General features: G+C 41.7%; 11 protein-coding genes and 1 tRNA gene. All 12 read right to left on the minus strand.

The window, feature by feature from the left end; translation table 11 throughout:
- The coding region (locus A1019T_RS01805; RefSeq protein ID WP_279626165.1) for a transposase at positions 1-635 on the minus strand (635 nt) is incomplete at its 3' end.
- A 131-nt stretch (positions 636-766) separates the two neighbouring features.
- Positions 767-1,486: a hypothetical protein gene (locus A1019T_RS01810; protein WP_077450167.1), complete on the minus strand. Its 720-nt coding sequence runs from the start codon at positions 1,484-1,486 to the stop codon at positions 767-769.
- A 384-nt stretch (positions 1,487-1,870) separates the two neighbouring features.
- Positions 1,871-6,100, minus strand: coding sequence for a DNA-directed RNA polymerase subunit beta' (gene rpoC, locus A1019T_RS01815; protein WP_077450168.1), 4,230 nt, complete (start codon positions 6,098-6,100; stop codon positions 1,871-1,873).
- A gap of 128 nt (positions 6,101-6,228) precedes the next feature.
- Positions 6,229-10,347 (minus strand): DNA-directed RNA polymerase subunit beta, encoded by a 4,119-nt coding sequence (gene rpoB / locus A1019T_RS01820; protein WP_077450169.1) that lies wholly within the window; start codon positions 10,345-10,347, stop codon positions 6,229-6,231.
- A 634-nt stretch (positions 10,348-10,981) separates the two neighbouring features.
- A complete protein-coding gene (gene rplL / locus A1019T_RS01825) occupies positions 10,982-11,359 on the minus strand; it encodes a 50S ribosomal protein L7/L12 (protein ID WP_077450170.1) in 378 nt (125 codons plus the stop codon).
- Positions 11,360-11,497: 138 nt separating this feature from the next.
- Complete coding sequence (gene rplJ, locus A1019T_RS01830; protein WP_028858897.1) at positions 11,498-12,025, minus strand: 50S ribosomal protein L10; 528 nt, start codon at positions 12,023-12,025, stop codon at positions 11,498-11,500.
- Between the two features lie 446 nt (positions 12,026-12,471).
- A complete protein-coding gene (gene rplA, locus A1019T_RS01835; RefSeq protein WP_077450171.1) occupies positions 12,472-13,173 on the minus strand; it encodes a 50S ribosomal protein L1 in 702 nt (233 codons plus the stop codon).
- Positions 13,174-13,605, minus strand: a complete 432-nt coding sequence (rplK, locus tag A1019T_RS01840; protein ID WP_077450172.1) for a 50S ribosomal protein L11 — start codon at positions 13,603-13,605, stop codon at positions 13,174-13,176. It lies immediately after the preceding gene.
- A gap of 132 nt (positions 13,606-13,737) precedes the next feature.
- On the minus strand, positions 13,738-14,268 hold the full coding sequence (gene nusG / locus A1019T_RS01845; protein WP_011961254.1) for a transcription termination/antitermination protein NusG: 531 nt from the start codon (positions 14,266-14,268) through the stop codon (positions 13,738-13,740).
- A gap of 148 nt (positions 14,269-14,416) precedes the next feature.
- Positions 14,417-14,890 carry a preprotein translocase subunit SecE gene (gene secE, locus A1019T_RS01850; RefSeq protein ID WP_077450173.1) on the minus strand — a complete coding sequence of 158 codons (474 nt, stop codon included), beginning with the start codon at positions 14,888-14,890 and terminating at the stop codon, positions 14,417-14,419.
- A gap of 132 nt (positions 14,891-15,022) precedes the next feature.
- A tRNA-Trp gene (locus A1019T_RS01855) sits at positions 15,023-15,098 on the minus strand.
- Between the two features lie 392 nt (positions 15,099-15,490).
- On the minus strand, positions 15,491-15,644 hold a 154-nt coding region (locus A1019T_RS01860; protein WP_482822378.1), incomplete at its 5' end, for an EF-Tu C-terminal domain-related protein.

Here is a 15,644-nt window from a genome sequence, read left to right on the forward strand (position 1 = left end):
GCCCATTTTTGAGTCTGCTTAATAGTAAGTTTATCACCCATTGAGGTAGTAGCAGACTCTTTTAAGCCCAAATCAATTCCAACGCTGCCCTTACCACTTACTTGCTTAGGATGGTCTTTAACGGTGATACACGCATACCAACGATTACGACTGTCTTGTACTATCTCAAGCGTGTTGATTTGATATAGGCTTAGGTTGTAGCTATCGAATACATCTATGATGAGCTTTTGACCTTTAGATAGCGATAGCTGTAGGGTTGATTTCAGTCCCTTCTTACCTGTCTGCCTTGTTTGCAAATACTTGATAGCAGATTTTTTAAAAGGTATCCAACCTAGTGATTTACGCTTGGCATCAGGACGGTTGCTGCGCCAGTTAAGTTTGGCTTTTTTAAACTGTTTACGTGATTTAGCGTGAATCTCATTAATTGCTTGTAAGGTCTGACTGTGTAATCCTAAATACTCGCCACTTCCTTTGGTATACTCACTTAGATCATAAGCACTAAAAAACTTACCAGTACGGTTTAAATGTTCAAAACTTAACGCATTGACATAGTTCCACACAAAGTTTACCGAACCGCTTAGCTGATTCAGCTCTTTTATGTGCTTGTCTTTAATGCGTAGCTTGAGGGCTTTCATATGCTTAGTATCGCAAGATTAATTTTAGCTTACAACCCTTTAACGGCTTCTTACGACAGTGTGTGTCGCCTTATATCCACCTCCTGAAGTGGGTGGTTTTACGGCGACTGGTGATAAATCATTCAAAGCATTTATTTGGGTGGAAATACGTGCTCTTTATAAATCTCTAGCACCCCATTTTCTTTATCAACGAATATTCTTTCTATCCCAAAGCCTCTTCGTGCCATATCGGGATTTTTATGGTAAATATCGATGGTTTTGGCCGCTTTGAAATCTGAAGAGTACTTGGTGACGTTCTTATTAACCAATAGCGGCTTTAACTCGCCGCCATTAATTTTATAACTAATAACAGCCGTATTAGGAATAAAAGATTGTTTTTTGCTAATACTCCCTCCCTCCGGCATTTTAATATAGCCATCGGTAAGTAATAATCTTTCTAAATCAAAACTGTACTTATCCACTTTAAAATCAGCTTTTACTTTTGGATCGGTATACCAGCGATAGTTATATAAATCCACACCCCGATTTAACTGCTTATATAAATGATCAGTAATACCTTTATAGCTGTCCGCCTTCATCTTTAATACATTACCATCATAACTGGCAGTTAAGTTTGGGCAGCTGATATCAAAACTGGGATCCGTTTTATTGCTATCGCCCACACTTACCGTCTTAAACTTCTTAGGTGATGAGCCGGTTGTACGCCAGTTGGCATTAATATCTAAACCGTCTTTCATGGACATCAACATGATATTTAAACTATCACAGTCTGGCGTTTTATTTTCAGCGTACGCAGCATTCATCGTCCCTGCTGAGAACAAAGCAGATATTAACAGAATAACTTTTCTCATGATTGCCTCAAAAAATTAATCAAAGTAAATAAAACTATTCTTCTATCATTATTGATTTATTATTAAATAAATGCGGTAGTTTACTATTGTTATAATACAGAGAAGTTAAACAAACAGTAAGTTTAGTTAACTCATTAAATAATGATCTTTTTTAATAACGGTTATTTTTATAGTTATAAAGCCTTATGAACTCTGATTCAAGCTCATTTACTAGGTTACAAGCTAATTTTTAGTACCTTAAGACTGTTTTTTATTCAAAAATAAGTTCGGAGTTTAATAAGTAACTGATAGCTATAAATTTATTGTAATAAAAAAATCCGGCACTAATGCCGGATTTTTTAATAACTATTAATTTTATTTTTTACTCAAATCAATAAGTAGGCCTTACTGACCTGGTTTGTCTTGGCTAAGCTCTTGTGCAAAGGCTTCATCGAAGCTTCTGAAGTCTTGAGCGGTAGTATTTGCTTCTAGATCAAACGCAGCATCTAAAGCACTTTCTACATCATAAGCCGGCTTACCTTCTTTGGCTTTCTTACGAGCTGCATGGTAAGCAAGACCCGTACCCGCTGGAATCAAGCGGCCAACAACCACGTTCTCTTTCAGACCACGTAATTCGTCCACTTTACCAGTAACCGCAGCAGCAGTTAACACGCGAGTAGTTTCCTGGAACGAAGCCGCTGAGATGAAGCTTTCAGTGGCCAAGCTGGCTTTGGTAATACCAAGTAACTGACGCTCAAACTGTACTGGGAACTTATCTTCAGCCAATAGTTTCTCGTTCAGCGCTTTCACATCAGCGTATTCAACCTGATCGCCCTTGAAGTAGTTAGAATCACCAGCATCAGTTACTTCTACTTTACGTAACATCTGACGGATAATAACTTCAATGTGCTTATCGTTGATCTTAACACCTTGCAAACGATAAACCTCTTGTACTTCGTCAACGATGTAGTTCGCTAGAGCGGTCTCACCTTGTAAGCGTAAGATATCATGCGGATTCAACGGACCATCTGCAATCACCTCACCACGAGCAACGGTTTCGTTCTCGAATACGTTGATTTGACGCCATTTTGGAATCAGCTCTTCGTGTACTTCGCCATCTTCATTGGTGATGATGAAGCGGTTCTTACCTTTGGTTGAGGTACCGAAGCTTACCACACCAGACATCTCTGCCATGATGGCATGATCTTTCGGACGACGGGCTTCAAATAAGTCAGCAACACGTGGCAGACCACCGGTAATATCTTTAGTACCTGAAGTGGCTTGTGGCACACGACCTAATACTGAACCGGCAGTTACTTCTTCACCGTCAGAGACACGGATAATGGTCTCAGCTGGTAGGAAGTAAACTACTTCTTTACCACCTGTAGTGTCTAGAATGATCGCTGGACGTAAATCTTTTGAGTTACTTGGACGGTCTTTTGAACCAAGAATCTCAAACGAGCTCATACCTGTGGCTTCATCAATTTTAACCGTGGCAGTTGAGCCATCGATAATATCGCTAAAGCGAGCTTTACCAGCGAATTCTGTGATAATTGGGTGAGTGTGTGGATCCCATTTAGCAATAGACTGTCCACTCTCAACTTCATCACCATCTTTCACTAAAACACTTGAACCATAAGGTACTTTATAGCGCTCACGCTCACGGCCTACATCATCGGCAATACCGATTTCAGCAGAACGAGAAACGATAACTAGGTGACCATCCACGTGTTCAACCGTCTTCATGTTATGGAAGCGGATAAAACCTGAATTACGTACAGAGATACTGTTGTCTACTGAGGTCGAGCTTGCTGCACCCCCTACGTGGAACGTACGCATGGTTAACTGAGTACCTGGCTCACCAATTGACTGAGCAGCCATAACACCCACAGACTCACCAATGTTCACTTTATGACCACGGGCTAAGTCACGGCCATAACACTGAGCACAAACACCATGTGGCACATCACAAGTAATTACTGAACGTACCCACACTTCATCGATACCATTGTTATCAATTAGCTGTACGCCTTGCTCATCAATCAAAGTACCTGCCGCTAATATCACTTCATCTTCACGGTTGATAACGTCGGTTGCTACCACACGACCTAACACGCGGTCACCCAGCTTCTCGATGATTTCACCACCTTGAATGTGCGGTGTCATGCGAACGCCTTTTTCAGTACCACAATCGTTCTCTGTGATAACCAAATCTTGCGCCACGTCTACTAGACGACGGGTTAAGTAACCTGAGTTCGCGGTTTTCAGTGCCGTATCAGCAAGACCTTTACGCGCACCGTGAGTCGAGATAAAGTACTGAAGTACCGATAGACCTTCACGGAAGTTAGCCTTAATTGGGGTCTCAATAATTGAACCATCTGGCTTAGCCATCAGACCACGCATACCGGCCAACTGACGAATCTGTGCCGCACTACCACGAGCACCCGAGTCTGACATGATGAAGATAGAGTTGAATGACTTCTGCTCTTCCTCTTCACCCTGTGCGTTAATAACTTTGTCAGTAGACAAGTTATCCATCATCGCTTTCGCAACTTTATCGTTGGTACGTGACCAAATATCGACTACTTTGTTATAGCGCTCACCAGCGGTTACGAAACCTTGCTCAAACTGTTGTTCAATTTCACGAACTTCAGCATCAGCCGCTTCGATAAGCTCTTTCTTTTTAGGTGGAATAACCATATCTTCGATACCGATAGACACACCTGATAGGGTTGCTTGAGCAAAACCTAGGTACATCAATTGGTCAGCGAAGATAACACTTTCTTTCACGCCACGAGTACGGTAGCAAGAGTTCATTAGTTTTGAGATGTTTTTCTTAGTCATCTCAACGTTACACTCTTCAAACTTCATGCCTTTTGGCATGATGTTCCAAATCAATAAGCGACCGGCTACAGTATCTTGTAGGTGTGTCTCTTTAGTGGCATTACCTTCTTCATCAAAAGTGGTTTCGGTAACACGAACTTTAATTTTTGCGTTTACGTGTAGGTCATTTGATCCAATCGCGCGCAACGCTTCGTTAACCGTGGCGAAGATCATGCCCTCACCTTTGGCATTAATCGATGAGCGGCTAATGTAGTATAGACCCAGTACAACGTCTTGTGAGGGTACGATAATCGGATCACCGTTAGCAGGTGATAAGATGTTATTCGTAGACATCATAAGCACACGGGCTTCTAACTGTGCTTCTAAGGTTAATGGCACGTGTACTGCCATTTGGTCACCGTCGAAGTCAGCGTTAAACGCGGTACAAACTAGCGGGTGCAGCTGAATCGCTTTACCTTCAATTAGTACTGGCTCAAACGCTTGTAGACCCAATCTGTGCAGGGTTGGCGCACGGTTTAGTAATACTGGATGCTCACGGATTACCATGGCCAGCATATCCCAAACTTGTGGCTCTTCACGCTCTACCATCTTCTTAGCTTGTTTAATGGTAGTGGCCATACCGTGTGATAATAGTTTTGAATAAGTGAATGGCTTGAATAATTCAAGAGCCATTTTCTTCGGCAAACCACACTGATGTAGACGTAGGGTTGGACCCACAACAATTACTGAACGGCCAGAATAGTCAACACGCTTACCTAGTAAGTTTTGACGGAAACGACCTTGCTTACCTTTAATCATATCAGCAAGCGATTTTAAAGGACGCTTGTTACTACCGGTAATGGCGCGACCACGACGACCGTTATCTAATAACGCATCTACTGATTCTTGTAGCATACGTTTTTCGTTACGCACAATGATATCTGGTGCGTTAAGCTCTAAAAGACGCTTTAAACGGTTGTTACGGTTGATGACACGGCGATATAAATCGTTTAGATCTGACGTGGCAAAGCGGCCGCCTTCTAGCGGTACTAGAGGACGTAAGTCTGGTGGTAATACTGGCAAGATACTCATTACCATCCACTCAGGCTTGTTATTAGAGTCACGGAAAGCTTCTAATAACTTAAGACGCTTAGACATTTTCTTAAGCTTGGTTTCAGAGCCCGTGTTAGGAATCTCTTCACGTAGGTCATCGATTTCAAGATCAATATCAATGTCTTTTAATAGGTCTTGAATCGCTTCAGCACCCATTTTAGCGATGAATTCATCACCGAACTCTTCTAACGCTTTATAGTAGTCTTCGTCATCAAGCAGTTGATACTTCTCTAAAGAAGTCATACCTGGATCGGTTACCACATAGCTTTCGAAATACAATACGCGCTCGATATCACGTAGTGTCATATCAAGTAATAGACCGATACGGCTTGGTAATGATTTTAAGAACCAAATGTGAGCAACTGGGCTAGCCAAATCGATGTGGCCCATACGGTCACGACGAACCTTGGCTGTGGTCACTTCTACACCACATTTTTCACAAATTACGCCCTGGAATTTACGGCGCTTGTACTTACCACAAAGACACTCAAAGTCTTTTACTGGACCAAAGATTTTGGCACAGAATAGACCGTCACGCTCAGGCTTAAAGGTACGGTAGTTAATAGTTTCTGGTTTTTTTACTTCACCATGTGACCATGATTTAATAGTCTCTGGAGCAGCCAATGAAATCTGAATGCTATCAAATTCACGTTTGCCGTTGTCGGCAGGGCTTTTCATAATATCGAGTAAATCTTTCAAGTTGCTTCTCCGTTATATGTGTTCACGGCAGGGGGTCATCACTATTATTTATGTTCAATAATACATTTTTAGCAATGACCCAAACTTACCGTTGAAGGCAATGAATTAGGCTGAGTTAAAGGATAAGACTAATTACTTTCTTTTAGCTCAATATTAATACCCAATGACTTAATCTCTTTGGTCAGTACGTTGAATGACTCAGGCATGCCTGGATCCATGTACTGTTCACCATCGACGATGTTCTTATACATACGCGTACGACCTTCAACATCATCCGACTTCACTGTTAGCATCTCTTGCAACGTGTAAGTTGCGCCGTATGCTTCTAGGGCCCAAACTTCCATCTCACCGAAGCGCTGACCACCAAACTGTGCTTTACCACCTAATGGTTGCTGCGTTACTAATGAGTATGAACCTGTTGAGCGAGCATGCATCTTGTCATCTACTAAGTGGTTTAGTTTCAGCATGTACATGTAGCCCACAGTCACAGGACGGTCAAACTTCTGACCAGTACGACCATCATATAAAGTCTGCTGACCTGAAGTTGGATAACCTGCAAGTTCTAAAAGCTCATCAATTTGAACTTCGCGTGCGCCATCAAATACCGCAGTACCCATAGGCACACCATCACGCAAGTTATTGGCAAGTGCCATGATGTCTTCATCACTCAAGCTGTCTAAATCAGCTTGCTCACCGCCCACCTTGTTGTAAATCTTATCTAAGAAGTCACGTAACTCAGCCACTGCAGCTTGGGCTTTAAGCATGCCATTAATCTTGTCACCAAGACCTTTAGCCGCCATACCTAAGTGAGTTTCAAGTACCTGACCGATGTTCATACGCGAAGGTACACCTAGTGGGTTCAATACGATATCCACTGGGTTACCATGTTCGTCATATGGCATGTCTTCTACGGGCATGATACGTGATACAACCCCTTTGTTACCATGACGACCGGCCATCTTATCACCAGGCTGAATGCGACGCTTAACCGCTAGGTAAACTTTAACGATTTTTTGTACGCCGTGCTGTAGGTCATCACCCGCGGTTAGCTTACGCTTTTTCTCAGCGAACTTAGTGTCGATGTCTTTTTGCTTATCTACTAAGAACTCTTGAATCTGAGTCAAACGCTCAGCAATTTCTTCTTCTACTGGCTGAATGTCTAGTAAAGTCTCTAAAGACATTTCTAGTAATTCAGATTCTGCCAATACAGTACCTGACTTAAGGCCAGCACCACCACTGATGGCTTTACCATCAAGTAAATGACTAATACGGCTACGGGCTGCTTCTTCAAAGATACGAAGCTCTTCTTTTAAATCTTTACGATAGTCGTCTAATTGGGCTTTTTCGATCGCTTTAGCACGAGCATCTTTCTCTACGCCATCACGGGTAAAGACTTGAACGTCAATAACTGTACCTTTGGTAGAAGTTGGCACACGTAAAGAAGTATCTTTAACGTCTGCTGCTTTCTCACCGAAGATGGCTCTCAGAAGTTTTTCTTCTGGCGTTAATTGTGTTTCACCTTTTGGCGTCACTTTACCAACAAGGATATCACCCGCGTCTACTTCGGCACCGATATAAACAATACCTGACTCATCAAGCGCAGATAAAGCAGCTTCCCCTACGTTTGGAATATCGGCAGTGATTTCTTCAGTACCCAGTTTAGTATCACGCGCCACACAAGTTAATTCTTGAATGTGGATGGTAGTGAAACGATCTTCTTTAACAACACGCTCTGATAACAAGATCGAGTCTTCGAAGTTGTAACCGTTCCATGGCATAAATGCCACACGCATGTTCTGACCCAATGCCAACTCACCTAAGTCAGTTGATGGACCATCAGCTAAGATGTCACCGCCAGCGATTTCATCGCCTTGGTTAACAATAATACGCTGGTTGATACAGGTGTTTTGGTTTGAGCGGGTATATTTAATTAAGTTATAAATATCGATACCGGCTTCACCTGGCTGCATCTCCTCTTCGTTAACACGAACTACGATACGAGAAGCATCCACGTCTTCAATCACACCACCACGCTTAGCGATAACACACACACCAGAGTCACGGGCTACGTGACGCTCCATGCCGGTACCTACTAGCGGCTTATCAGCACGTAGCGTAGGAACAGCCTGACGTTGCATGTTCGAACCCATCAAGGCACGGTTAGCATCATCATGCTCTAGGAATGGAATTAAGCTCGCTGCCACTGAAACAACCTGGCTTGGTGATACATCCATATGCGTTACTTTGTCGCTTGGCATACGTACAGATTCACCACCACTACGTACCATTACCATCTCTTCAGCAAGCACACCATTCTCATCTAGCTCAGAGTCAGCCTGAGCGATAACAGTACCTACTTCTTCAATGGCCGATAAGTATTCGATATCATCGGTTACTTTACCGTCTACTACTTTACGATATGGGGTTTCTAAGAAACCAAATTCGTTGGTCTTAGCAAAGGTCGCTAACGAGTTAATTAGACCAATGTTTGGACCTTCAGGGGTCTCAATTGGACATACACGACCATAGTGAGTATTGTGAACGTCACGCACTTCGAAGCCTGCACGCTCACGAGTTAGACCACCTGGGCCTAAAGCTGAAATACGACGCTTGTGGGTAATCTCAGATAAGGGGTTGTTTTGGTCCATGAACTGAGACAACTGGCTTGAACCAAAGAATTCTTTAACTGCAGCCGCTACAGGCTTAGAGTTAATCAAATCTTGTGGTGACAAGTTATCAGATTCAGCAGAGCTCAAACGCTCTTTTACCGCACGCTCAACACGTACTAAACCCACACGGAACTGGTTTTCAGCCATTTCGCCCACTGAACGAATACGACGGTTACCTAAGTGGTCAATATCGTCCACTTCACCAATACCGTTACGGATATTGATCAGCTCTTTTAATACATCAATAATGTCTTCTTTGGTCAATACGCTTTGTTCACGCTTAACATCTGGGTCATCACTATTTTCAAAAGGACGACCTAGACGACGGTTGAACTTCATGCGACCTACGTTAGATAAATCATAACGATCTGCGTTGAAGAACATGCTTTCGAACAGTTTTTCAGCGGTATCAATCGTTGGTGGCTCACCTGGACGCATCACTTTATAAATTTCGATTAGCGCTTCTTCGCGGCTACCGGTGCTATCCGCACGTAGCGTATCAGCGATGTAAGTACCATGGTCGATATCGTTAGTGAATAGAATCTTGAACTCTTTGATTGATTCACTGGCTTCAAAAGCACTTAACTTAACCAATAATTCATGATCAATTAAAGTGTTGGCTTTGGCGATTACTTCGTCATTAACCACGATGTCTTCTGCCAAAATACGCTCATATAAGTACTCGTCAGGTACAGCCAGCTTTTTCATGCCAGACTGTTCGATTTGACGAATACGACGGGCGTTAATACGCTTACCTTGCTCAACCAATACTTCACCATCTGGTGATACGATATCGAACTGAGCCATCTCGCCACGTAGACGATCAGCAACCAAGTCGATTTCGAATTGCTCTTCACCTTTATATACAGAAACTTTTTCGAAGAAAGTATCTAAAATTTCATTGGTGTCCATGCCTAACGCACGTAGGATAATAGTACCCAATAGCTTACGACGACGGTCAATACGAGCGAATACTAAATCTTTTGCATCAAACTCAAAGTCTAACCATGAGCCACGGTAAGGAATGATACGGGCGTTATAAAGTACTTTACCACTTGAGTGCGACTTACCTTTATCGTGGTCAAAGAACACCCCTGGTGAACGGTGTAATTGAGAAACGATAACACGCTCAGTACCATTAATAATAAAGGTACCGTTATCGGTCATTAAGGGGATTTCACCCATATATACGTTTTGTTCACGAATGTCTTTAATAGCCGCTTTGCTATTTTTGTCTTTGCTATCTTTATCTTTGATAACCAAACGGATTTTTACACGCAGTGGTGCTGCATACGTTGATCCACGAGAAATACACTCGCGCTCATCGAACTCTGGTGCACCTAAATAGTACTCAACAAATTGCAGTTCGGCGTTGTTTGAATTACTTTCGATTGGGAAAATAGATGAAAATGCAGCTTGAAGGCCGGTATTCTCACGCGCTTTAGGCTTTTTATTTTCCTGCAAAAATTGCTCATAGGAATCCACTTGAATCGCCAATAGATACGGGATATCCATTACATGTGGCAACTCGGCAAAACTTTTGCGAATACGTTTTTTTTCAGTATAGGAATATGCCATCGAGAGTCCTTACAGTAGACAGTAAAATAAAAATGATTCATTTTTAAAAATTAAGTGGTTAATAATTAACTTATTACTCAAGTTCTAAATAGGAATCATCAGATTGAAACAGTGAGAATGACCTTTGATAATGCCTGTTGTGCATACAATCATGACGTTTTGACTCATTATTTGAGTGTCGACGCCGCCAAACCCATTACAAACGTTAATAGCTAATGGTTTTTGCTAGTTATTGAAACGAATTATTACAAAAAAGTTGTTAAATTAGGTTAAAAAGAAGCCAAACGACAGATGCAAAAAAACCCCAAGCACGAGCGTACCTAGGTCTAAATAAATAGGATAGAAGCTAACGATGTTTTAAACATGCAAATTGTCTGTCCCTTGGTCTGTATTAATCGCTAAACGTTCGTTAAGCTGATGTTGATGAGATATTAACGTGACGCCTGTCAACCATTTAGGCTAATACAAAAGGTCAAGTGCGAGATTATACAATAGCTTTACGACAAAAGCAACCGCCTCTATGATTCAATAGAGTATAAACAAAAAAAGCCAACAATGCATATTACATTGTTGGCTTTATAGTTAGATAAGATTTAACCCTTACCTAACCGAACTCATAATAGACTGATCTCTATTATTTAAGTTCTACAGTAGCGCCTGCTTCTTCAAGCTTTTTCTTAAGCTCTTCAGCTTCTGCTTTGTTAGCGCCTTCTTTGATTGGAGCTGGAGCGCCTTCAACTAGTTCTTTAGCTTCTTTTAGACCTAGGCCAGTAGCTTCACGAACTGCTTTAATCACGCCAACTTTCTTGTCGCCGAAGCTAGCAAGAATAACGTCGAACTCGTCTTTTTCTTCAGCAGCAGCGCCACCAGCAGCAGCAGCAGCAGGTGCAGCAGCAACAGCAGCAGCAGCTGTTACGCCGAATTTTTCTTCCATTTCGCTGATTAGTTCAACGATGTCCATTACTGACATTTCAGCGATTGCGTTTAACACATCTTCTCTAGATAGTGCCATGGGATTTCTCCATATTCTGATAAATTTAAAGGGTTTAATTAAGATCAATACAGTTTATTTATGCCACTAGGCGATGATCATGCTGTATTAATCGAAAACAACTTAGTAACTGACTTATATAAATTAAGTCGTTATAAACTAAGCGGCTTCTTTTGCGTCTTTTACTGCTGCAACAGTACGTACAAACTTGCCTGGTACTTCTTTCATAGTACGTGCAAGCTTGGTTACTGGTGCCTTCATTGTTGCCATCAAGATAGATAGTGCTTCGTCGCGTGTTGGAAGTTTAGCTACGCGCTCTAATTCCTCAGGACCAAACAACTCACCACCAACTGATACAAGCTTTGGCTCTAAAGCTTTATGTTCTTTGCTGAACTCATAAATAACACGAGCAGCTGAACCTAAATCTTCAGTAGAAAAAGCCAGTAACAATGGGCCAACCATCTTATCTGACATGCACTCAAAGTTAGTACCTTCAAAAGCACGCTTAGCTAGCGTGTTTTTAACCACTTTAAGTACAACACCTTTCTCACGTGCTTGAACACGTAGTTCAGTTAACTGACCTACTTCAAGACCGTGATAATCAGCAGCAACTGCTGAATAAGCATTTGCAGCAACTTCAGACACTTCAGCCACAACTTTTTGTTTCTGTTCTAGCGTTAATGCCATGAGTTGACTCCTTGATCTCTTCAACATTGCTTTCACAATGCCGAATTGACGTTTCTATTACTAAAGCTAATGGTCAAATATTAACTAAATAATTTTTGACCACTCTAGTAACGCTGAATACGGCACCTTTATCAGAATGAATAAGAAACTAAATGGATAAACTCTATTTAATTCCCATGATCAAACTTTTTTGGTCACCGTCTGCGTAGGCCAATATTGAGCTAATGATGATTAGATAACCAAACACTAACCCCAACATCAATTAACAGTATGCCTACAGTTATAAATCAAAAGATTTACTTCCTCAACATACCTACCTACGGTCTTAGACAGCATAGCTTTGGCTAAGCTGACCTAATATTTTAATACTTTAAATTTGGGTGATAATTCAAGCCTCAAATGAAGAGAGCCCGAATTATCACTAAATAACTAATAAATTAGTTGAATTACTTAGCCATGCGGTATGGTAGTGGATCTAATGTGATGCCAGGACCCATAGTGCTTGATAAAGTAATTTTCTTAATGTAGATACCTTTAGAAGTAGCTGGCTTAGCACGACGGATGTCTGATAATAAAGCCTGTACGTTCTGCTGGATTTGCTCAACAGTGAAACCAACCTGACCGATAGTGGTGTGAATGATACCTGCTTTGTCTACACGGTAAGTAGCCTGACCTGCTTTAGCGTTTGCAACTGCTTCAGCAACGTTAGGAGTAACTGTACCTACTTTAGGGTTAGGCATTAGGCCACGTGGACCTAGGATAGTACCTAACTGACCCACTACACGCATTGCGTCTGGAGCTGCAATAACAACGTCAAAGTCTAGGTTGCCCGCTTTAACTTGTTCTGCAAGATCTTCCATACCCACTACGTCAGCACCAGCTTCTTTAGCAGCATCAGCAGCAGCGCCTTGAGCGAATACAGCGATACGCTTAGTTTTACCAGTACCTGCAGGTAGGTTAGTTGCACCACGAACTACTTGGTCTGATTTACGTGGATCAACACCTAGGTTGATAGCGATATCAACTGACTCTTTGAATTTAAGAGGAGGTAGTTCGTTTAAAATAGTTACCGCTTCTTCAAGAGTGTATAACTTTTCGTTTTCTATACGCTCAGCGATTAATTTTTGACGTTTAGTAAGCTTACTCATTTACACACCCTCCACATCGATGCCCATTGAACGCGCAGTACCAGCAATGGTACGTACAGCAGCGTCCAGGTCAGCAGCAGTCAAATCAGCATTTTTAGTTTGCACGATGTCTTGTAGCTGTGCACGAGTAACTTTACCTACTTTAGTAGTATTTGGAACACCAGAACCTTTAGCGATACCAGCAGCTTTACGCAGCAAGAACGCAGCAGGTGGTGACTTCATGATAAATGTAAATGATTTATCAGCGTATACTGTAATTTCAGTAGGAATTGGCAGACCTGGTTCCATGCTAGCTGTCGCTGCGTTGAACTCTTTACAGAATGCCATGATGTTCACACCTTTTTGACCTAGTGCAGGACCAATTGGTGGTGAAGGGTTTGCTTTGCCAGCAGGCACTTGTAGTTTGATGTAACCATCAATCTTCTTAGCCATGAGTTTTCTCCTTTACGGGTGATAACGCTTGCTGCTCACACTTACCAATTTTATTGAAGCAAGTTGATAAGCAGAGCTATCCGCTCCCCGGTGGGTAAAATATTTAGCTCAGTTGATTTTGAAGTAAGCCAATTAGCTCAATTTTTCAACCTTACTAAACTCTAATTCGACCTGAGTCGGTCTGTTAAATACGTTTACGGTCAGCTGTAACTTCGATTTTTCGTAATCTACTTTCTCAACCAAACCTTTAAAATCTGTAAATGGTCCGTCGATAACCAGAACTTCCTCACCTGGCTCAAACAAAGTCTTAGGACGTGGTGCTTCTTCACTTTGTTTCAGGCGATTTAAGATGCGATCGGCCTCAACTTTAGTAATAGGTGCTGGATTCTCTGGCGTACCGCCGATGAAGCCGGTAATACGGGGGCAATCATTAACGATGTGCCAAGTATCATCATTCATTTCCATCTCTACTAATACGTAGCCTGGAAAGAATTTACGCTCACTTTTACGCTTTTTGCCGTCTTTCATTTCAACGACTTCTTCGGTAGGTACTAAAACCTCACCGAATTTATCAGCGAACTCACTGCGATTGATACGATCCGTCAAGTAGCGTTGGACCTGCTTTTCATAGCCTGAAAATGCTTGCACAATATACCAGCGCATAGGTTTCTCCATGACGTCAATCAAACGATTGCTGATTAAAAAAAACAGGCTGTATGGCTTATATAACTTATATCAAGATAAAGGTTATATGAAGCCCAGCCCTAACAATTCTTTATTCTAATGCTACCGGTGGCCAATGCTGGCTTATTTAGCCAATAAAGGCACCAACCAACCAGTTAAATAAGTTATCTAACAACCAAACTATAACTGCGACAATGCCAATTACCAGTAAGCTTTGCCAAGTATATTGAATGGTTTCATTCTTACTTGGCCAAGTAACACGGCGTAGCTCAATACTCGCATCTTTAAGTAATACCTTAAAGCTACGACCTTGATTGGTTAGAGCCAAACAGATAATGACTAAAACAATCAGAGCAGCAATAATGCCCACTCGTGTCCACAAATCGTTAGCAGGTTGCCAAATGCCTGGTAATTTATATTGTACCAAAGTAGCCCCAATTAAGGAGGCCAAAGCAAGTCCCCAAAGTGCCATATCTTTTGGCGAACGGGTTTTTGCAACTTCCACTGCGCTTTTACCAGAAAGGTCTTGACCCAACGTATTATGAGCGCCCTGCCTAGCGTCAGATACCTTTCTTTCTAGGTTATCCTGTTGTTTGCTCATAGTTGAATTGCCTTACGACGTAGACGATAGAATTAATGCCGCCTATCTGTATGGTAAAAGAAGAGTGCTTGGTACTATTTAGCTTATCAAGCCATTAAGCTTATAACTTCGTAAGCTTAAACAGTAATAAAGTGGCAGGCGATGAGGGACTCGAACCCCCAACCCTCGGTTTTGGAAACCGATGCTCTACCAATTGAGCCAATCGCCTTTAGTTAAGGTTGACTATTATACAATCTTTTTTGTGGAATGCAACCCTTGTGAGTAAGACTCATTAGGATTCTTCCAAAATAAGACATTACCAATCAAACCTTATGTTGATCCTAGTCATTAGTGGCGACATTTTAAGCATTTATTGAAATTAACTCAAGTGAGTTTTGACTAATTCCTTCGTTTTATTAAATTATCACTAGCATTTTGATCATATTATCTTGGCTTACTATAAACGACATACTTAGTTAAATTTGTCTCGCCATGAACTTCAAACTTAAACCCTCACCTTGAGCTCTAAAATATGAGTAAGTTAAAAAACAGCCATAAAAAAAGACCCTCTATAAATAGAGGATCTTTTTCGCATAATGCTGTACTACGTATTAACTAAAATTAGTTTTTAACGTTAGCAACAACACCAGCACCTACAGTACGGCCACCTTCGCGGATAGCGAAACGTAAACCTTTGTCCATAGCGATTGGGTGGATTAGCTCTACGCTCATCTCAACGTTATCGCCTGGCATTACCATTTCAGTACCTTCTTGT

Origin of the sequence: Psychrobacter piechaudii (assembly GCF_900162825.1) — a bacterium.
Taxonomy (GTDB): domain Bacteria; phylum Pseudomonadota; class Gammaproteobacteria; order Pseudomonadales; family Moraxellaceae; genus Psychrobacter; species Psychrobacter piechaudii.

What these genes read in the sequence shown, in the direction of transcription:
- A1019T_RS01810 (WP_077450167.1), bottom strand. Translation starts at nt 1,486, where the DNA reads ATGAGAAAAGTTATTCTGTTAATATCTGCTTTGTTCTCAGCAGGGACG.
- rpoB (WP_077450169.1), bottom strand. Translation starts at nt 10,347, where the DNA reads ATGGCATATTCCTATACTGAAAAAAAACGTATTCGCAAAAGTTTTGCC.
- rplL (WP_077450170.1), bottom strand. Translation starts at nt 11,359, where the DNA reads ATGGCACTATCTAGAGAAGATGTGTTAAACGCAATCGCTGAAATGTCA.
- rplJ (WP_028858897.1), bottom strand. Translation starts at nt 12,025, where the DNA reads ATGGCATTAACGCTAGAACAGAAACAAAAAGTTGTGGCTGAAGTGTCT.
- rplA (WP_077450171.1), bottom strand. Translation starts at nt 13,173, where the DNA reads ATGAGTAAGCTTACTAAACGTCAAAAATTAATCGCTGAGCGTATAGAA.
- rplK (WP_077450172.1), bottom strand. Translation starts at nt 13,605, where the DNA reads ATGGCTAAGAAGATTGATGGTTACATCAAACTACAAGTGCCTGCTGGC.
- nusG (WP_011961254.1), bottom strand. Translation starts at nt 14,268, where the DNA reads ATGCGCTGGTATATTGTGCAAGCATTTTCAGGCTATGAAAAGCAGGTC.
- secE (WP_077450173.1), bottom strand. Translation starts at nt 14,890, where the DNA reads ATGAGCAAACAACAGGATAACCTAGAAAGAAAGGTATCTGACGCTAGG.